Genomic DNA, 18,426 nt, shown 5'->3' with positions numbered 1-18,426 from the left:
CCACACCCCCCCCCCCCCCCACTCGCTGTGATGGCCCTTCTACCTGAGGCTGTAATTGACTACCACTGAGATCGCCGGCGCTCCGCCCCGCGCAACTCCACCATTCTTCTCGCGGCTTTCCAGCAACAAGCTGGCCCGCTTCATCATCGTCAGGTTCCTCCTGATCTTCCCGACGATCTTCATCCTCGTCTCGATGGTGTTCTTCCTCATGCGCACGATCGGCGACCCGATCACCGCGTCGCAGGGCGGCAGGCTCTCCGCCGCCGACCTCGCCGAGCGCATCGAGGCCGCCGGCTACAACCGGCCCCTGTTCGTGCAGTACTTCGAGTACCTCGGCCAGATCTTCACCGGCAACTTCGGCAGGACCATCAGCGACAACCGCCCGGTCACCGAGGTCCTCGCCACCTACGGCGCCGCGACCCTCGAACTCGTCTTCTACGCATTGATCGTCGCGTTCATCGTCGGAATCCCGCTCGGCATGGTCGCCGCCGCGCTTCGCGACAAGTGGCCGGATGCCGCCCTCCGCATCTTCGCCATCCTCTGCTACGCGACCCCCGTGTTCTTCGCCGGCCTCCTGCTCAAGCTGGTGTTCTCGGTCGCGCTCGGCTGGCTCCCCGTCGCCGGGCGGGCTTCGGTGCGCAACGAGCTGCGGCTCAGCAACATCTCCGACCCCACCGGCATCTACATCCTCGACGCGATCCGCATCGGCAGCCCCGCTGTCATCGGCGACGTGCTGTCGCACGCCGTGCTGCCGGGTCTCGCGCTCGGTCTGCTCACCGCCGGCGTCTTCCTGCGCCTGACCCGCACCAACGTGATCGGCACGCTCTCGATGGACTACGTCGACGCCGCCCGTTCCCGGGGTGTCGGCGAGTTCCGGCTCACCACCAACCACGCGCTCAAGCCCGCCCTCATCCCGATCATCACCGTGATCGGCCTGCAGATCGCGCTGCTGCTCGGCGGCGCGGTGCTCACCGAGACCACCTTCGAATGGCAGGGACTCGGCTTCCAGCTGTCGCGCTACCTCGCGGCCCGCGACTTCGTGGCCGTGCAGGGCATCGTCGCGCTGCTCGCGGTCATCGTCGCCATCACCAACTTCATCGTCGACATCGTCGCCGCGCTGATCGACCCGCGAGTGAGGTTCTGATGTCTGCAGCAACCACCGGGCCCCGTGCCCTCTTCCGCCGACTGCCGGTCGTACACCAGCTGCGCCAGAGCGTCGGCCTGCAACGCGCCATGCTCGTCATCGGCCTCGTCATCACCGGCATCTTCGTGCTCACCGCCGCGTTCGCCCCGTTGCTCGCGCCCTACGGGTTCGCCCAGCTGCGCGACGAGGACGGCTCGTTCGGCGCGCAGCAGGCGCCGAACTCGAAGCACCTGCTCGGCACCACCGTCGGCGGCTTCGACGTGCTCTCCCGCGTGATCTGGGGAACGCAGACCGCGTTCCTGGTGATCGTGGTGGCCGTGATCCTGTCGATCTTCGTCGGTGTCTTCCTCGGCCTGATCTCCGGCTACATCGGCGGCTGGCTCGACCGCGTGCTCGTCGTGATCGCCGACGCCGTGTACGCGTTCCCGTCACTGCTGCTGGCGATCATCGCCGCCATCGCGATCAGCGGAGGCCAGTCCAGCTTCTGGGGCGGAATCTTCGCGGCGGCACTGTCGATCACGGTGGTGTTCATCCCGCAGTACCTGCGTGTCATCCGTGCGGAGACGCTGCGGATCAAGGCCGAGGCCTACGTGGAGTCCGCAAAGGTCATCGGCTCGAGCACGGGGCGCATCATGTTCCGGCACGTGTTCCGCAACGCCACCCGCACGCTCCCGCTCATCTTCACGCTTAACGCGTCGGAGGCCATCCTGACCCTCGCGGGCTTAGGCTTCCTCGGCTTCGGCATCGAGCCGACGTCGGCCGCCGAGTGGGGCTACGACCTGAACAAGTCGATCTCCGACGTCACGAGCGGCATCTGGTGGACCTCGGTCTTCCCGGGCGCTGCGATCGTGCTCGTCGTCCTCGGCATCACCCTCGTGGGCGAGAGCCTCAACGACCTGGCCGACCCGCGACTGCGCACCAAGCGCCGCGCCGGCACCGGCCCGGCGCTCACCGCCGAGACGAGCGCCGTTCCCGGTGGCAGTCTCGCCGACGTGCCCAACATCGACGGCCTGGAGGGTCGCGCATGAGTGCAACGAAGAACGTCCTCGACATCGCCGACCTGCGGGTCACCTTCGCGACCGACGCGGGCGACATGACCGCCGTGCGCGACGTGAGCCTCTCGGTCGCGCCCGGCGAGGTCGTCGCCATCGTCGGCGAGAGCGGCAGCGGCAAGACCGTGACCGCCAAGACCATCCTCGGCCTGCTGCCCGACACCGCCGTGTCACGCGGCGCGGTGCTGCTCGGTGCGAACAACGTGATCGAGCTCTCCGGTCAGAAGCTGCGCGCGGTGCGCGGAACCGACGTCGCCATGGTGTTCCAGGAGCCCTCGACCGCGCTCAACCCGGTCTACACGGTCGGCTGGCAGATTGCCGAGGGCCTGCGTGCCCACGGCAAGTACACCAAGAAGCAGGCCCGCGCGAAGGCCATCGAGATCCTCGGCAAGGTCGGCATCCCCGACCCGAAGTCGCGCGTCGACTACTACCCGCACCAGTTCTCGGGCGGGCAAAAGCAGCGCGTCGTCATCGCCATGGCGCTCGTGCTCGAGCCGGGACTCATCGTCGCCGACGAACCGACGACCGCACTCGACGTGACCGTTCAGGCCGAGATCCTCGACCTGCTGCGCCGCGTGCGCGACGAGTTCGGCACCGCGATCCTGCTCATCACCCACAACATGGGCGTCGTCGCCGACCTCGCCGACCGTGTTGTGGTCATGTACCAGGGCGACGTCGTCGAGGAGGCGTCGGCGGTAGAGCTGTTCGCCCGCCCGCAGAACCCGTACACCCAGAAGCTGCTCGCCTCGGTTCCCCGCCTCGGCTCCGGCGCCGCCCGCGCGCAGGCGCGGGCCGACGACCGAGCGGCCCCGCTCGCCGAACCCGTCGTCGTGGCGAAAGACCTCGTGATCGAGTACCCGGGTCGGCTCGGCCTGAGCGGCTTCCGCGCCGTCAACGGCGTGAGCTTCTCGATCTCTCCCGGCGAGGTGCTCGGCCTGGTCGGCGAGAGCGGTTCCGGCAAGACCACCATCGGCCGCGCAATCGGCGGCCTCACGAAGATCACCGGCGGCTCGCTCGAGGTGCTCGGGCACGAGATGCTCGGCATCCGCGAGCGCACCTTCAAGCCGGTGCGCAGCGACATCGGGTTCGTCTTCCAGGACCCCGCGTCGAGCTTCAACCCGCTGCTCACTATCGCCCAGGCCGTCGCTGAACCGCTCGTCGTGCACAAGCGTGCGGGCGACGCGGCGGCCGCACGCAAGCGCGTCGACGAGCTGCTCGAGGCGGTGCAGCTGCCGAAGAACTTCGGCGACCGCTTCCCGCACGAGCTGAGTGGCGGCCAGCGCCAGCGCGCCAGCCTCGCCCGTTCGCTCGCCCTCGAGCCGAGCCTGCTGATCGCCGACGAACCGACGAGCGCGCTCGACGTGTCGGTGCAGGCGCGCGTGCTCGAGCTCTTCGCCGAGCTGCAGAAGGAGTTCGGGTTCGCCGCACTCTTCATCAGCCACGACCTCGCGGTCGTCGACATGCTCGCGGACCGTATCGCCGTGCTCTATCACGGCGAACTCGTGGAGGAGGGGCCCGGCAGCCAGGTGCTCGGGGCTCCGCAGCATCCGTACACCCAGCGACTGCTCGCGTCGCTGCCCGTTCCCGACCCCGCGGAGCAGGCCCACCGACGCGAGGCTCTGCGCGTGCTCAAGGCGGCCGACTAGGCCATGACCAAGAGCGCAGTGCCCGTCCCGCCCGCGATCTTCGCGAGCGACCTGTCGATGCGCTATCCGTCTCGGCGGCCCGCGTCGGAGGACCTCGTCGTGAACGGCGTCAGCCTTACCCTGGCGCAGGGCGAAATCCTGGCCGTGGTCGGCGAGACCGGGTCGGGTAAGAGCACCCTGGCGGCCGCCGTCGCCGGAGCGGCGGAGACCGGTGAACCCCGGTCGCCGATCATCCACGGCGGCGCGCTGCGCGTGCTGGGCTATTCGATGAAGGGCATCTCCGACCGCAAGCGGGATCTGCTGACCCTGCGGGTCGGCTATCTGGCTCAGGATGCCGGTTCCCGCCTCTCCGCGCGCCTGACGGTCGCCGAGAATGTCGCCGCCCCCATCTACGCCCGCGACCGACGCTTCAACCAGCGCGACGCCGGCGAGGCCGTGGCGACGATGGTGGACTCGGTGCGTCTCCCGCTCGGCATCCTGGGCCGGTACCCGCACGAGCTGAGCCGCGGACAGGCGCAACGCGTCGCGATGGCGCAGGCGCTCATCCTGGAACCCGCGCTGTTCGTGGCCGACGACCCGACCTCGGGCATCGACCCCACGGTGCGCGGTGCGATCCTCGACGTCATCCGCGAACTGCAGGCGGAACGGCAGTTCTCGGCCCTCGTCGTGACGACCGACCCCGGCGAGGTGCGGCGAGTCACCGACCAGGTGCTCGTGATGCACCGCGGCACGGTGGTCGGCAAGGGACAGATCGACCACGTGCTCGACACCGCCCGCCACCCCTACGTCGAAGGCCTCGCGAAGGCGCGCGACCTCGGCATCATCGCGACCACGAGGAATCTCTCCGCATGACGGCCCACATCGACCCCGCGGCAGGCAACGCAGACGTCATCGACGACGACCGTCGGCCGACGCCGGGGCCGATCGCGATCCTCCCCGAGCACCGGCAGCTGTTCGCCGACGCGATCCAGGCGGGCGGCGGCACCGTCGGCGACCTCTCCGACGACACCCGCGGCGTCGTCTGGCTCACCGCGTCGCGCCCGGACGAACTCAAGGCCGTCCTCGACGCCCACCCGAAGATCGAGTGGGTGCAGCTGCCGTGGGCCGGCGTCGACGCGTTCGCAGACCTGCTCGCGAGCTACGCCGGCTCGACCTTCCCGCTCTGGACGAGTGCGAAGGGCGCCTACTCCGAGCCCGTCGCCGAACACGCCCTCGCGCTCACCCTCGCCCTGTTACGCCAACTGCCGCAGAAGGCGCACGCCACGGGCTGGGCGAAGGAGGAGGTCGGTCTCTCGCTCTACGGCCGCAACGTGGTCATCGTCGGGGCTGGCGGCATCGCCGTCGAGGTCATGCGGCTGCTCGCGCCGTTCCGCGCTAACGTCACGATCGTGCGCCGGTCCGCCACCCCGGTCGAGGGCGCGCAGCGCACGGTCGCGGCCGGCGACCTGCTCGAGGTGCTGCCCGACGCCGACGTCGTGATCGTCGCCGCGGCCAGCACGACCGACACCGCCCGGATGTTCGGCGCGCGCGAATTCACGGCCATGAAGCGCAGCTCGGCCATCGTGAACATCGCGAGGGGAGCGCTCATCGACACCGACGCGCTCGTCGCGGCCCTTGCCGCCGGCGAGATCGACGCGGCCGGCCTCGACGTCACCGACCCCGAACCGCTCCCCGACGGGCATCCGCTCTGGAGCGAGCCCCGCTGCATCGTCACGTCGCACTCCGCCGACACGCAGGACATGGTCGATCCGTTGCTGGCGGGCCGCATCAGGGCCAACGTCGAGGCGCTGCACGACACCGGCCGCTTCGTCGGGATCGTCGACGTCGCGGCGGGCTACTGATGTCCACCTTCTTCGTCGGCGCCTACACCGCCGACATGGGCGGCAGCGCGGAGGGCATCGCCGCCCTCGGCACACTCCCCGACGGGTCGCTCGAATACCTGGGCCTCGCCGCGACAGCCGACTCACCGTCGTTCCTCGCCGCGCACGGCGACCTCGTCTACGCCGCGAGCGAGGCGACGGGTCGCATCGAGTCGTACCGGAGGGGAGAGGGCTTCGCGCTCGACCGGCTGGCCACGGCCGAGTCCGGCGGCACCGCGCCCTGCCACGTGGCCCGCTACGGCGACACCGTGATCGCGGCCTGCTACGTCGACGGACGCATCGGAGTGCTCGACGCCGAGCCGCTCGCGCTCGCGCAGACCGTCGACGGCGCCACCGATACCGCCACCGGCCCGCACCCCGCCCAGGACTCGTCGCACGCGCACGCGACCTTCGCCCTCGATGCGACGACGATCCTCTCCGCCGACCTCGGCACCGACGAGGTCCACACCCACGACCTGAGCGGCGGCCGGCTGACCCGCACGGGCTCGCTGCGTCTTCCGGCGGGAACGGGACCGCGCGATTTCCTGCGGCATCCGTCCGGTCTCGTCCTCGTCCTCGGCGAACTTGGCCTCACCCTCACGGCGCTCGACGACCGGCTCGACGTCGTCGCCACCGTCGACCTCGCAGGGGCCGAGCCGGGCGACCACGCCGCCGCGCTGTCGACCAGCGCCGACGGCCGGTTCGTGTACGCCGGGCTGCGCGGCAGCAACCGCATCTCGATCGTCGAGGTCGACGGCGCCCGCCTGCGCGCCTCCGGCTACATCGACGCCGAGGGCGACTGGCCCCGCCACCACCACATCGACGGCGACGTGATGCACGTGGCGCACGAAAGATCGAACACGGTCGCCAGTTTCCGCATCGCCGAGAACGGAATTCCGCGGCTGATTTCGGCCCCGATCCGCGTACCTTCGCCGATTTTTCTGCTCAAAGTGTGACCGAGGGCCAAATTGTGTTCATGACGCGTTAAAACCTTTGATAAAGTTACCAAGCTGTTTCAGCCAATCCTCGATAGCTCAATTGGCAGAGCAACGCACTGTTAATGCGTAGGTTCTTGGTTCGAGTCCAAGTCGAGGAGCTAGAAAAGTCATGTGGGGCTCCACCCTCCATGGCTTTTCTTTTTTAACCTCACCGCCTACTCCCGTGGGAGTAGGCGGTTCGCTCCGACAGCCGGATGCCACGGGTCGGCCACGCGAATACACTCGCCATATGCAGGCCTCGGGAGGCTTCCGTTCCCGGAAGCGCAGAAACTCCCCGTTCGGCGAACCCGGCTGGCACGGCCCGTGGGATCCCGAACTCGCCGCGGGCCGCTTCACCGGACGGTCGCCGCGCTGGGTGCGGCTCTGGCTGCCGGTCATCATCTCGTTCTTCGTGCAGGTGCCCGCCGTGTTCGTTCAGTGGCGCGTGCAGCACCGGCTGGAATTCGCCGGCGCCTCGCCGACCGAGTTGCTGGCGCCGCTCGCCCTCGCGCTCGTCGGCCCGGTGGCGCTCATCGGCGCACGCCGGTTTCCCGGCCCGGTGGTCGCGATCGTCGCGGCAGCGGCGGGCGCCGACCTGCTGCTCGCCAGCGGAACCGACGGGCCGCCCTACATCTCGTTCGCCTTCGCGATCGGCGCGGCGATCGTGCGTGGCGCGCGGCTCTGGGCGTGGATCTCGATCGCCGTCGCCTGGCTCGGCACGATCACGCTGTCGTCCCTCTTCGGGCTCGACTGGCAGCCGTGGCGCATCGTCGGCATCACGATCGGCATCCTGCTCATCGTCGGCGCGGCGGAGGGCGTGCGCAACCGTCGCGAGCGCCTCGACCGGTTCCGGGCGACGATCGCCACGCGGCGGCAGAGCGAGGTGCAGGCCGAGCGCGTGCGCATCGCCCGAGAGCTGCACGACGTGCTGGCGCACTCGCTGAGCCAGATCAACGTGCAGGCGAGCGTCGGCCTGCACCTCATGGAGAAGCAGCCGGAGAAGGCCGCCGCGGCCCTCGCGAGCATCAAGGACACGAGCAAAACTGCCCTCGACGAGGTGCGTTCGGTGCTCGGCGTGCTGCGGGCCGAGTCGGGCACCGACCCGAGCGCCCCGCTCGTGCCCGAGCCCGACCTCGCGCGCTTGGCGGGGCTCGCCGCATCCGTCACGTCGCAGGGCGTCGACGTCTCGCTCGACAACCGGCTCGGTGCGGTCCCGCAGGCCGTGCAGCTCGCCGTCTACCGCATCGTGCAGGAGTCGCTCACGAACGTCGTGCGTCACGCGCGGGCGACCACCGCGGGGGTGCTGCTCGAGGAGGTCGACGGCGAGTACCGGGTCAGCGTCACCGACGACGGCGCGGGAGTCTCGGCCCACTCCGACACCTCGGGCGGCCGCGGCCTACTCGGCATGCACGAACGCGCCGAACTGCTCGGTGGCACCCTCGACGCCGGACCGCTGCCCGGGGGCGGTTTCCGCGTCGTCGCCACCATCCCGAAGAAAGCCTCCGACTCCGAGAAAGACGTGCCCCAGTGATCCGCGTAGCGATAGCCGACGACCAGCAACTGATCCGCGGCGGCTTCCGCAGCCTGCTCGAGTCGGAAGACGACATCGAGGTGGTCGGCGAGGCCGGCACGGGCGTCGAAGCGGTCGCGCTGGTCGGCGCGCAACGACCCGACGTGGTCCTGATGGACATCCGGATGCCCGACGGTGACGGCCTCTGGGCGACGGAGCAGATCGCCGCAGACCCCGCCCTCGCCGGCACGCACATCGTCATCGTCACCACGTTCGAGCTGGACGAGTACGTGGGGCAAGCCATCCGCGCGGGGGCCAGCGGGTTCCTGGTGAAGGACACCGAGCCGGTCGAACTCATCCGCGCCGTGCGCGTCGTCGCCGGTGGTGACGCGCTGCTCAGCCCCGGCGTCACCAAGCGGCTGCTCGAACGCATCGCCGGCGACCTGCGGGAGGCGCCGAACACGGCCCGGCTCGACGTGCTCACCGACCGCGAGCGCGAGGTGCTCGGTCTCGTCGGCCTCGGGCTCACCAACGAGGAGATCGGCCGCTCGCTGTTCCTGAGCCCGCTCACCGCCAAGACCCACGTCTCGCGCATCATGTCGAAGCTGGCCGCACGCGACCGCGTGCAGCTCGTCGTCGTGGCGTATGAGACTGGACTCGTCGTTCCGGGCCGGGCGTAGTAGCCGCTTCCCCCGCGGTGCTCCCCGCGGAGTAGCGCAGGTGCCGCCGCCGGGCAGATTCGCCGTGGCACGCCGGTCGCGAGGCTGGTGTCAGTGGTTCCGACGGAACCCCCGACGAATGGATAGACCGTGTTATCAACACTCACCGCTGCATCGATCGCCGCCCACGCGGGCGGGCCGTGGGCCGGGGGAGCCGGCTGGTTCTTCCTGCTGATCCCGCTGTTCTGGATCGCGTTCTTCGCCCTCGTCTTCGCCATCGTGCGCCGCTCGCGGCGCGCGGCCTGGGGCAACGGCTACGGGCCGGGGTTCGGCCCCGGCTTCGGACCGCGCTGGGCCCAGCCCGGTCGCGCTGCCGAATCCACCCTCGCCGAACGCTTCGCCCAGGGCGACATCGACGAGCAGGAGTACCGCGCCCGACTCGAGGTGTTGCGCGCCAACAGCGACTACGGCGACCCGACCCGCAAGTAGCCCACGCGCTAGTCTCTCTCTTGGCCGATTCCGGTCAAGAGGGAGACACCGCGTGAACACCTGGATCGACGAGAACTCGATGGTTCTCATCATCGCGCTGGCCATCGCCGGCGCGGTCCTCCTCGTCGTCGCCGTGGTTCTGCTCGCGCTCTGGCTGCGCGCCCGCCGGCTGCGGGCGCGGGAGAGCGCGAGGCGCATCCGTCTCGAACGGGAACGCAACGAGGCCGAACTCTCGCTCGCCGAGCAGAACGGCCGGCTGCGCATCATCCGCGAGCTGCACGAGGTGTCCGTGCACGACATGTCGGTGATCATCGGCCAGGCCGACGGTGCCAGGTACGCCGGAGAATCCGACCCGACGGCCGCCGTCCGCGCCGCGGCGGTCATCGCCGACGTCGCCCGTTCCACGCTCGCCGACCTGCGCAGGGTGATGACCGTCGTGCGCGAGGCCGAGGTCGACGTCGACGTGCACCCGGCGCTGAAGAGCACACGCGGACTGATCAAACTCATGACCGAGGCCGGGCTGCGCATCACGTTCGAGGAGACGGGCGAGCGCTACGACCTCAACCCCGGCGCCGAACTCGCGGTCTACCGCATCCTGCAGGAGTCCCTCGACAACGCGCTCAAGCACGGCGGCGAGGGGACCGAGGTGACGGTGGTCTTCACCTGGACAGACGAGGGCTTCCAGCTGCGGGTCGACGACGACGGCGTGCGCAACGAGCTGCGCCGCTCGGGCCTGAACCCCAACGACGCCTCGCAGCACCGGCCGGGGGAGATCGACGACGACCTGTCTGCGCTCACCGGGTTCATCGGCGGCGCAGGAATCACCGAGATGCGCGAACGCACCGAACTCTTCGGCGGCGTCTTCACCGCGACGCTGAACGCGGGCGTCGGGTTCTCGATCGCCGCCAGCTTCCCGTCGATCAGGTACCACAACGGCGTGCACGGGGTAAATCTGGACAAGCCGTGATCACGGTCCTCATCGCCGACGACCAGCCGCTGCAACGCGCGGGACTGCGCATGGTGCTCGGTTCGCAGCCGGACATCGAGGTGGTCGGCGAGGCCGGCGACGGTGCGCAGGCGCTCGCCCAGGTGCGGCGCACGAGAACGGACGTCGTGCTGATGGACCTCCGGATGCCACGGGTCAACGGTCTCGTCGCGAGCCAGCGCATCACGGGCGACGCGCGGGTGCTCGAACTCGGGCCCGCACCCCGGATCATCCTGATCACGGCCCTCGAACTCGACGAACACGTGCCGAGCGCGGCGGACGCCGGCGTGTACGCGATGGTTTACAAAGACGTCGAGCCCGAGGTGCTGCTGTCGCTCGTGCGGGCGGCCGCGGCGAACCCGTAGCCGCCGCGCGACCCTACTCGTCGAGGTTGTCGACGCCCGGCAGCCACTCGAGTCCGTCGACGCCCCAGCCCTCGCGCCGGATCGCCTTCGCGGCCGCCTTCGCGTGCTTGGTCTCGAGGCGGTCGGCGTAGAGGATGCCGTCGAGGTGGTCGTACTCGTGCTGGAAGATGCGGGCGAGCCAGCCCTCCGCCTTGATCTCGAAGGGCGTTCCCTCGAGGTCCACGGCCCTCAGCACGGCGAGTTCGGCGCGGCGCAGCGGGTAGCGCTCGCCAGGGATCGACAGGCAGCCCTCCGACTCCTCGTCTTCGTCGGCCGCGCCGACCGGCGGCGGGCTGATCCACAACTCGGGGTTGATCGCTTCGCCGCGCCACAGCACGTCGTCGTCGTCGATCCAGTTGAAGACGAAGACGCGCAGGCCGACGCCGACCTGCGGTGCCGCGAGTCCGACACCCGGAGCGAGCTCCATGGTTTCGTACATGTCGGCCACGAGGGTGCGCAGCGTGTCGTCGAACTCGGTGACGAGCTCTGCGGGGGAGTGGAGAACGGGGTCGCCAGTGATTCGAATGGGGAGTACGGCCATTCGTCAAGAATATCTGGGCAACAGCGGGTAGATTCGACGGGTGCCGCCAGAACTCAGCGACCTGACCGACCAGATTTCACTGACTCCCCACGAGGCGATCGGTATTCCGATCGCGCTCGTCGGGGCAGTGTTTCTCGCCTTGGGCACCCAATTTCAGCACCGCGGGGTAGCGAAGGTCGAGCGGAACCTCGGCTCCGCGAAAACCGGCCTCAGCGTCACGCAGCTGAAGGCGCTGCTCGGACGCCCGTCGTGGGCCATCGGCACGGTCATGCTCGGCCTTGCCATCGTGCTGCAGCTCACCAGCCTCGGCTTCTCGCCGCTCATCGTCGTCCAGCCGCTCGGTGCCGTCGCCCTGGTCGTCACGGCGATCGTCAACTCGCGTATGAGCAAGGTCAAACTCACCCGCAAGGCGATCAACGCGATCCTGTTCTGCGTGGTCGGGGTGGCGCTCTTCGTGACGATCGCGGCGTTCAACGCGCATTCCAAGCCGATCACGCAGACCCAACTCATCACGGTGCTGATCCTGCTCGGCGTGACGCTCGTGATCTTCGCCCTGTTTTTCGCGTTTATGCGCAAGAAGTTCAAGGCCGTCTTCTACATCCTGGGCGCCGGTGTGCTGTTCGGCTTCGTCGCCACCCTCGCCAAGACGGTCATCGACCGCATCAAGACCATCTCGCTCGAGAGTTTTCAAACGGGCGAGTTCGAGTGGCTCACCATCATCTGCGTTGTCGCTCTGCTCGCGGCATCCGTTCTCGGCTCCTACTTCGTGCAGTCCGCCCACTCGCACGGCTCGCCCGACCTCGTTGTCGCCGGGCTTACGGTTATCGACCCCATCGTCGCGGTCACGATCGGTATCGTTGTCCTCAACGAAACCGCCGGCGCACCGCTGTGGACGATGTTCGCCTTCTTGATCGCGGGAGGAATCGCCATCTACGGCGTGTTCCTGCTCTCCCGTGTTCACGTGCCTTCACCAGAGGAAACCCCCGACGTTGCCTGATTTCCCTAACTCGACCGCGAGCGAGCGCCCGTTGCGCGTTCTCATCGGAGCCGACACCTTCGCCCCTGAGATAAACGGAGCGGCCGCCTTCGCCGCCCGGCTCGCGGCAGGACTCGTAGAGCGCGGCCACGACGTGCACATCGTCGCCCCCGCCGCGAGCCGCAAGCACGGCACGTGGACGGAGGTGCTCGAGGGCCAGCCGATGACGGTGCACCGCCTCAAGAGCTGGCGCTGGTACCCGCACCCGTGGCTGCGCTTCGCCCTGCCGTGGCAGATCGAGAAGAACTCCGCGCGCGTGCTCGACGAGGTCAAACCCGATGTCGTGCACTTCCAGTCGCACATCATCATCGGCCGTGGCCTCTCCAACCAGGCCAAGAAGCGCGGCATCCGCATCATCGGCACCAACCACTTCATGCCCGAGAACATGCTCGAGCACACGCTCCTGCCCGAATTCCTGCAGGCCCCGGCCGTGCGCGCGGCGTGGGCCGCGGCCTCCCGCTCGTTCGGGCGCGCCGAGGTCGTCACGACCCCGACCCGCAAGGCCGCCGACTTCCTCGAGCACTACACCAAGCTCCGCGGCGTGATCGCGATCTCCTGCGGCGTCGACGCGCACCATTACACGCCCGACTTCTCGCCGCGCACCGAGAACCGCATCCTCTTCGTCGGACGCATCACGAACGAGAAGCAGCTCGACAAGCTGCTGCGCGCCTTCGCGATCCTCGACCCGTCACTCGACGCAAAACTCGAGCTCGTGGGCGGCGGCGAGCAGGAGAACAGCCTCAAGGCCCTCGCCACCCAGCTGGGCGTGCGCGATCGGGTGACGTTCACCGGCTACGCCGAAGAGGACTACCTGCGCAACGCGCTCACCCGCGCGACCGTGTTCGCGATGCCCTCGATCGCCGAGCTGCAGAGCATCGCGACGATGGAGGCCATGGCATCGGGCCTGCCCGTGGTCGCCGCGAACGCCATGGCGCTCCCGCACCTCGTGCACGACGGCGAGAACGGCTACTTGTTCGAGCCGGGCAACGTCGAGGAGTTCGCGGCCAAGCTCACCCAGGTGCTGACCATGCCCGAAGACGAGTTGCAGAAGCTCAAGCGCGAGAGCCTGCGCATCGTCGCCTCACACGACATCCAGCGCACGATCACGACGTTCGAGGCGATCTACCGCGGCCAGCCCATCCCGCAGCTCGACATCGAGATCCCGGAGACGAAGCCGGCCCCGTAACCCCACCGGTTGAGTAGCGCCCTCTGGGGCGCGTATCGAGCTGGTTGAGTAGCGCCCTCTAGGGCGCGTATCGAAACCCGGGCGCCCCTAGCGCCCGGCCTTGTCGAGGTTCAGGATCTCACCCGCGATCGCGAGGCGCTGCTGACCTCTGCCGCGCGCGGGGTTGAGGTAAAAGAGATCGAGCACCGAGATCCCGAACCGCGCGGCGATCTCATCCAAGATGTCCCCGGCGACGACCTCGTAGGTTGCGAGACCGTTGCTGTTCTCGGTGACCGGTCCGGTCGCGCCGCCCGTCGGCCCGCTGTCGACGACCCTGATGTCGGGGCGCAGATCGGGCATCGTCCACACCAACGGAGCGGTGGCGACGACGGAGTAGAAGCAGCCCGTACGCGGCGCATTGGCGTCGTTCAGGGTGATGACGAGCGTGTCGAAAAAATCGGGGTTGCCGAATGTGATGTCGCCGACTCGCATGCCACCGCCCACGTGTAGAACGACGCTGGCAGAGGGCGCCGGTGCGATGTGGTCCAGTACGAACATCATAAAACCGCCGTCGCAGTAAGCGGCTTCGGTGAATGGTTCGGCCGACAGATTGGGGATGAGGTCGGTGCCGGGAGGCGTGACGAAGTTGTCGATCTGGAGCCGGAACTCGCCGGCGGGTGCAGCCACGATGCTCACATCGCCCGTGGTGAGGTCGTCGACGGAGACGAGCTCGCCGGTCGCGACGACTGTGCCCTCTTCGAGATGGATCGGCGCGGGCGTGGGCGTGTTCGTCTTCCCCGTGACGAGAGCGGCGTCGGTCTCGCTCGGCTCGGGGGTGACTACCGTGCAGCCCGCGAGCAGAGCAACAGCGACGAGGGGAGCGAGAAGGTGTCGCGCGTTCACGGGCAGCCCTTTCGTTCGCTGAGCAAACATCAACGCCGCTCAGCCTGCCACAGTTCGACACGGGTGCGCTGTACGGACGCGCCGGGGCCGACGCTGTATCGTGGATGCGCGGCGGCCTCCGGGTCGCCTGTGCTCGCTCCGGTGGCCGGAGCCCGCGCGGGGTGGTAGCTCAGCTGGTTAGAGCAGCGGACTCATAATCCGTCGGTCACGGGTTCAAGTCCCGTCCGCCCTACAAAATAACATTGCGATGCGGAGGCATCCACTCGATTTAGCGAGACGCAAAGCATTCCGCGCGAAGTCCGTTGTCCGTGACCTGTGACCAAGCGGGCAGAATGTTGCCATGAACACTGGCTGACGGCATCCCTCACGCTGCGAACAAGCTGGCTGCGGTGTGCCGCAGGCCGTGGAGGCGTACGGTGGGCCGGCTAATCTTCTCGACTGCGGGCAGGAAGCCCCGACGGTACGGTTCCATCTGCGGTATCCACGCTGACCTCTACAGCTCGGCACCGGACGGATCGGGACAGATTCAGGACACAAAGGCGAAGGGAATCGGGGGACCTTGGCATGGAGGTAAGCGAGAACCCTGTGAACCTATCGTCACGACTGATCGCCATCGGTGCGATGGTGAGTGCGGTAGTTGCCCAGAGCTTCTACCTATGGGCGGCCACCCTGACGTTCTGGTTAGGACCGGGCCAGTCGCCGACCTTCGACGGCGGGCTCCTCGTCGCACACATCACAAGTGCCGTTCTGATCGTCGTCGCGATCGTGGTCCTAATTGTCGCGCGCGCTCTGGCGCTCGCGGTGACTATCTGCGTCTGGGCCTTGCTGCTCCTAATCAACACCGGGCTCTGGACAGTGGCTGGCATCCCGGGGATGGTCACCACAGTGGTGCTTGGGTGGGCCTGGTTAGCGCGGTCGCGCGGGCTGCCGCAGCCGAAGTAGGGGCGGCTGCCGCTTGGCACCGCCGTCACAAGCAGCCGGGTCTTGACACCGTACTTTCATTTTGGAAGTGTTGGCTCCATGAGCCTCTTCATCACCTGCCCGGTCGAAAGCGTCGAGCGCACGACCGCCTTCTATACCGCCCTCGGCTGGACTCTCAACGCCGAGATGTCAGATCACAACGTGTCGTGCTTCGCGATCGGTCCCGAGCAGTACGTCATGCTCGGCAGCCGTGAGATGTACGCGAGCGTCGGCGCCACCGAGGAATTGATCGGCGGCCCCGACACCCCCTCGAAGGTGACGGTCTCGTTCGACCTCGGAAGCCGTGAAGCGGTTGATGAACTCGTCGAGCGCGCCGGCGCTGCCGGCGGGCGTATCGGTGACATCGACGACTACCCCTTCATGTACCAGCGCCAGTTCGATGACCCCGACGGCTACCACTACTCGCCGTTCTGGATGAAGCCGGACACCGATCCGATCGCGTGAGCGACCTCGCCGCAGCCCTCGACATCGTCGGAGCCCGGTGGGCCCTGCTCATCGTGGAGCGGCTGCTCGACGGTCCACAGCGATACGGCGACCTGCAGCGCGACCTCGGAATGGGGACGAACATGCTCGCGACCCGCTTGCGCGAGCTCGAAGCGGCTGGCGTCCTGCACCGTCTGCCCCTCCGGCACAACACCCGCGCCTATGCGCTGACCGATCGCGGGCTCGCTCTGCGCGAGGCCATCGTCGCGCTCGGACACTGGGGCGCAGAGCACGCCTAGGGGTGCCTCGGATTCTCGAATCGTCGTTTCCTCTCACGTCAACGCGACGTCTTGCAGGGTGCCTCTCGCGAGGAGGACAATCGCAGCCAGCAGTGCTTGTTCTGAAGCCTGCCCCGGCCACGACCGAGCGCACCCATGCAGCGCAAGCCATCTAACCACTCACCCTGTTGGAGGCTCATCATGTCGAAGAACAGGTTCAGGATGCTCGGGGTCGCCGTTGTGGCGACCGTCGGTGTTCTGGCCCCCACCGTTGCAAGTAGCGCGGCCCTCGCCGACCGCCGCTCAGACGCCGACCCTTCCGTGATCACAAAATGGAACGAGATCGCCGAGCGCACCATCTACGCCGAAAACCAGACGCCGGTGCCGGCATCCACTCTCTATTTCGGATTCGTGTCCATCGCGATGTACGACGCCGTCGTTGCGATCGAGGGCAGGTACGAGCCGTACCTCGATCAGCGCCGCGCCCACCGGCACGCGTCGTCGGAGGTCGCTGCGGCGACCGCCGCCTTCATGGTGCTCGTCCGCTACTTCCCGAACTCGGCCGACAAGCTGCTCGCCGACTACCTCACCACCCTCGACGGCGCGCGCAAAGGCACCGGGACCGAGCAGGGTGTGCGGGTCGGACTCCGTGCCGCGGCGGCGCTGATCGCCGAACGGCAGGGCGACGGCATCGGGGCCACCAAGACCTTCACAGAGCAACCAGCCCCCGGGGTGTGGCGACCGACGCTTCCCGGGGAGGCCGAGTTCGCGGTGCCGTGGCTGGGCTTCGTGAAGCCGCTCACCTACGGTTCACCGGCCGACTTTCCCCTTCCCGGACCGCCGGAGCTGACAGGCGCCGAGTACGCGCAGGAGTTTGCGGAAGTGCGCGACTACGGCGAGCGCGAAGGATCGTCCCGCACCTCAGAGCAGACCGAGACGGCGCTGTTCTTCAACTCCAATATCGTGAGCCAATTCCAAGCCGGCCTGCGTGACGAGGTGACCCGGCGTGGGTACGACATTGTGGAGAGTGCTCGCGCGTTCGCACTGATGGACACGTCGATGGCCGACACCCTGATCGCCTGCTGGAACGCGAAGTACGAGTACGGCTTCTGGCGCCCGATCACCGCGATCCAGCTGGCCGACACAGACGGCAACCCGGCGACCAATGCGGAACCTAACTGGATCCCGCTAGCGCCCGCGACACCGCCGTACCCGGACTATCTCAGCGGCCATGCCTGCAACGTCGGGGCGGCGTCGAACACGTTGAGCTACCTGTTCGGCGCGGAGACCCTCGACCTGAACCTGGTCGGAGGCGCTGTCACCCGGCACTACGACAGTGCTGCCCGGTTGGATGAAGACACCATGAACGCCAGGATCTGGCTCGGGCTGCACTTCCGTTCGGCGATGACCGACGGCAACGAGCTCGGACACCGGGTGTCGGACTGGGTGATCGGGAACTACTTCCAGCCTGTCGACTGAGGTGCGGTCCGGATACCGTCTGAGGTCGCCAGATTGGCGAGCAGCTGTAATCGCTCCGCGCTGGGGGAGCCGGGTTCCGCGGTGTAGACCATCAGCGTGAGGCCCGGCTCGGCCGTGATGGCGAGTTCTTCGTAGGACAGAAGCAGTTCGCCGACGACCGGGTGGTTGAACCGCTTGGTGCCGGTTCCGTGGGTGCGCACGTCGTGCGCCGCCCACAGCTGGCGGAACGTCTCACTGCGCGTCGACAGCTCGCCGACGAGGTCCTGAAGGGCTTTGTTGTTCGGGTCGTGCCCCGCCCGTGCCCGCATGATCGCGACACACATGCCGGCGAACAGGTCCCAGTCCGGGTAGAACTCGCGGGAGGCGGGGTCGAGAAACTGGAACCGCGCGAGGTTCGGCGTCAGTCCGCCGTCGCCGATGATGGGGGAGTAGAACGCGCGTCCGAGGTCGTTGGTCGCGAGGATGTCCTGGTGCAGGTTCACGACGACCGCGATGCCGCCGGTGATGGTCGCGAGCATCCACTGCAGACTCGGCCGGTTCACGGCGTTCTTCCCCGAGCGGCGGCGCGGGCGACCCGATAGCGGAATCCCGTCGGCGGCTCGCGCGAGGTCGAAGAGGTGGGTCCGTTCGGTGTCGTCGAGTTGAAGCGCACGGGCGATTGCGTCCAGCACGGAAGACGATGCGCCGGCGATCTGACCGCGTTCGAGCTTGGAGTAGTACTCGACGCTTACCCCGGCGATGACGGCGACCTCGTTGCGTCGCAGCCCGGGCACCCGCCGGTTGGCGCCTGCCGGCAGACCCGCGAGTTCGGGGGTGACTTTGGCCCGTCGCGACATGAGGAACTCGCGCACCTCGGATTGATTGTCCATATCACCGACGTTACGTCTTAATGCCC

The 18,426-nt window shown here is 68.2% G+C and carries 20 protein-coding genes and 2 tRNA genes; 19 read left to right on the top strand and 3 right to left on the bottom strand.

Annotation, left to right across the window (positions count from 1 at the left end; all coding sequences use genetic code 11):
• The first annotated feature begins 70 nt into the window (after window positions 1-70).
• The 12 genes from IEV96_RS05210 to IEV96_RS05155 all read left to right on the top strand — a co-directional run bounded on the left by IEV96_RS05210 (window position 71) and on the right by IEV96_RS05155 (window position 10,686).
• Window positions 71-1,144 (top strand): ABC transporter permease, encoded by a 1,074-nt coding sequence (locus tag IEV96_RS05210; protein ID WP_229733361.1) that lies wholly within the window; start codon window positions 71-73, stop codon window positions 1,142-1,144.
• On the top strand, window positions 1,144-2,172 hold the full coding sequence (locus IEV96_RS05205; RefSeq protein ID WP_188509601.1) for an ABC transporter permease: 1,029 nt from the start codon (window positions 1,144-1,146) through the stop codon (window positions 2,170-2,172). The genes IEV96_RS05210 and IEV96_RS05205 overlap by 1 nt, the downstream gene beginning before the upstream one ends.
• Window positions 2,169-3,842, top strand: coding sequence for an ABC transporter ATP-binding protein (locus IEV96_RS05200; protein ID WP_188509600.1), 1,674 nt, complete (start codon window positions 2,169-2,171; stop codon window positions 3,840-3,842). Before IEV96_RS05205 ends, IEV96_RS05200 begins: the two co-directional genes overlap by 4 nt.
• A gap of 3 nt (window positions 3,843-3,845) precedes the next feature.
• A complete protein-coding gene (locus IEV96_RS05195) occupies window positions 3,846-4,694 on the top strand; it encodes an ATP-binding cassette domain-containing protein (protein ID WP_308419466.1) in 849 nt (282 codons plus the stop codon).
• Window positions 4,691-5,683 (top strand): D-isomer specific 2-hydroxyacid dehydrogenase family protein, encoded by a 993-nt coding sequence (locus IEV96_RS05190; protein ID WP_188509599.1) that lies wholly within the window; start codon window positions 4,691-4,693, stop codon window positions 5,681-5,683. The genes IEV96_RS05195 and IEV96_RS05190 overlap by 4 nt, the downstream gene beginning before the upstream one ends.
• Window positions 5,683-6,657, top strand: a complete 975-nt coding sequence (locus tag IEV96_RS05185; protein ID WP_188509598.1) for a lactonase family protein — start codon at window positions 5,683-5,685, stop codon at window positions 6,655-6,657. The genes IEV96_RS05190 and IEV96_RS05185 overlap by 1 nt, the downstream gene beginning before the upstream one ends.
• Window positions 6,658-6,724: 67 nt before the next feature.
• Window positions 6,725-6,797: transfer RNA gene (locus IEV96_RS05180), tRNA-Asn, on the top strand.
• Window positions 6,798-6,928: 131 nt separating this feature from the next.
• Complete coding sequence (locus IEV96_RS05175) at window positions 6,929-8,209, top strand: sensor histidine kinase (RefSeq protein WP_188509597.1); 1,281 nt, start codon at window positions 6,929-6,931, stop codon at window positions 8,207-8,209.
• Window positions 8,206-8,868 (top strand): response regulator transcription factor, encoded by a 663-nt coding sequence (locus IEV96_RS05170; protein WP_188509596.1) that lies wholly within the window; start codon window positions 8,206-8,208, stop codon window positions 8,866-8,868. Before IEV96_RS05175 ends, IEV96_RS05170 begins: the two co-directional genes overlap by 4 nt.
• Before the next feature lie 129 nt (window positions 8,869-8,997).
• Window positions 8,998-9,336 (top strand): SHOCT domain-containing protein, encoded by a 339-nt coding sequence (locus IEV96_RS05165; protein ID WP_188509595.1) that lies wholly within the window; start codon window positions 8,998-9,000, stop codon window positions 9,334-9,336.
• A gap of 52 nt (window positions 9,337-9,388) precedes the next feature.
• Window positions 9,389-10,303, top strand: a complete 915-nt coding sequence (locus tag IEV96_RS05160) for a sensor histidine kinase (protein ID WP_229733070.1) — start codon at window positions 9,389-9,391, stop codon at window positions 10,301-10,303.
• Entirely contained in the window at window positions 10,300-10,686 is a 387-nt protein-coding gene (locus IEV96_RS05155; protein WP_188509594.1) for a response regulator, read from the top strand. The genes IEV96_RS05160 and IEV96_RS05155 overlap by 4 nt, the downstream gene beginning before the upstream one ends.
• Window positions 10,687-10,699: 13 nt before the next feature.
• Here the strand turns inward: IEV96_RS05155 and def are convergent, their stop codons facing one another.
• On the bottom strand, window positions 10,700-11,266 hold the full coding sequence (def, locus tag IEV96_RS05150; protein WP_188509593.1) for a peptide deformylase: 567 nt from the start codon (window positions 11,264-11,266) through the stop codon (window positions 10,700-10,702).
• A gap of 40 nt (window positions 11,267-11,306) precedes the next feature.
• Between def and IEV96_RS05145 the strand changes: the two genes are divergently transcribed.
• Both IEV96_RS05145 and IEV96_RS05140 read left to right on the top strand, forming a co-directional pair.
• Window positions 11,307-12,263: a DMT family transporter gene (locus IEV96_RS05145; RefSeq protein ID WP_188509592.1), complete on the top strand. Its 957-nt coding sequence runs from the start codon at window positions 11,307-11,309 to the stop codon at window positions 12,261-12,263.
• Complete coding sequence (locus IEV96_RS05140) at window positions 12,256-13,488, top strand: glycosyltransferase (RefSeq protein WP_229733068.1); 1,233 nt, start codon at window positions 12,256-12,258, stop codon at window positions 13,486-13,488. The genes IEV96_RS05145 and IEV96_RS05140 overlap by 8 nt, the downstream gene beginning before the upstream one ends.
• 87 nt (window positions 13,489-13,575) lie before the next feature.
• On the opposite strand, the gene IEV96_RS05135 is transcribed toward IEV96_RS05140, so the two are convergent.
• Entirely contained in the window at window positions 13,576-14,370 is a 795-nt protein-coding gene (locus IEV96_RS05135) for a LysM peptidoglycan-binding domain-containing protein (protein ID WP_188509591.1), read from the bottom strand.
• 158 nt (window positions 14,371-14,528) lie between these two features.
• Between IEV96_RS05135 and IEV96_RS05130 the strand changes: the two genes are divergently transcribed.
• The 5 genes from IEV96_RS05130 to IEV96_RS05110 all read left to right on the top strand — a co-directional run bounded on the left by IEV96_RS05130 (window position 14,529) and on the right by IEV96_RS05110 (window position 17,531).
• Window positions 14,529-14,602, top strand: a tRNA-Ile gene (locus IEV96_RS05130).
• A 353-nt stretch (window positions 14,603-14,955) separates the two neighbouring features.
• Complete coding sequence (locus IEV96_RS05125; RefSeq protein ID WP_188509590.1) at window positions 14,956-15,312, top strand: hypothetical protein; 357 nt, start codon at window positions 14,956-14,958, stop codon at window positions 15,310-15,312.
• A gap of 78 nt (window positions 15,313-15,390) precedes the next feature.
• Window positions 15,391-15,795, top strand: coding sequence for a VOC family protein (locus IEV96_RS05120; RefSeq protein ID WP_188509589.1), 405 nt, complete (start codon window positions 15,391-15,393; stop codon window positions 15,793-15,795).
• Window positions 15,792-16,073 carry a winged helix-turn-helix transcriptional regulator gene (locus tag IEV96_RS05115; RefSeq protein ID WP_188509588.1) on the top strand — a complete coding sequence of 94 codons (282 nt, stop codon included), beginning with the start codon at window positions 15,792-15,794 and terminating at the stop codon, window positions 16,071-16,073. The genes IEV96_RS05120 and IEV96_RS05115 overlap by 4 nt, the downstream gene beginning before the upstream one ends.
• A gap of 180 nt (window positions 16,074-16,253) precedes the next feature.
• On the top strand, window positions 16,254-17,531 hold the full coding sequence (locus tag IEV96_RS05110; protein ID WP_188509587.1) for a vanadium-dependent haloperoxidase: 1,278 nt from the start codon (window positions 16,254-16,256) through the stop codon (window positions 17,529-17,531).
• Here the strand turns inward: IEV96_RS05110 and IEV96_RS05105 are convergent.
• On the bottom strand, window positions 17,510-18,400 hold the full coding sequence (locus tag IEV96_RS05105; RefSeq protein WP_188509586.1) for a helix-turn-helix transcriptional regulator: 891 nt from the start codon (window positions 18,398-18,400) through the stop codon (window positions 17,510-17,512). The genes IEV96_RS05110 and IEV96_RS05105 overlap by 22 nt on opposite strands.
• Between the last annotated feature and the right edge of the window lie 26 nt (window positions 18,401-18,426).

The sequence above is a fragment of the Conyzicola nivalis genome, from assembly GCF_014639655.1.
Classification (GTDB): Bacteria; Actinomycetota; Actinomycetes; order Actinomycetales; family Microbacteriaceae; genus Conyzicola; species Conyzicola nivalis.
The sequence above is the reverse complement of the archived record's forward strand: the minus strand, read 5'-3'. Positions and strand labels throughout refer to the sequence as shown.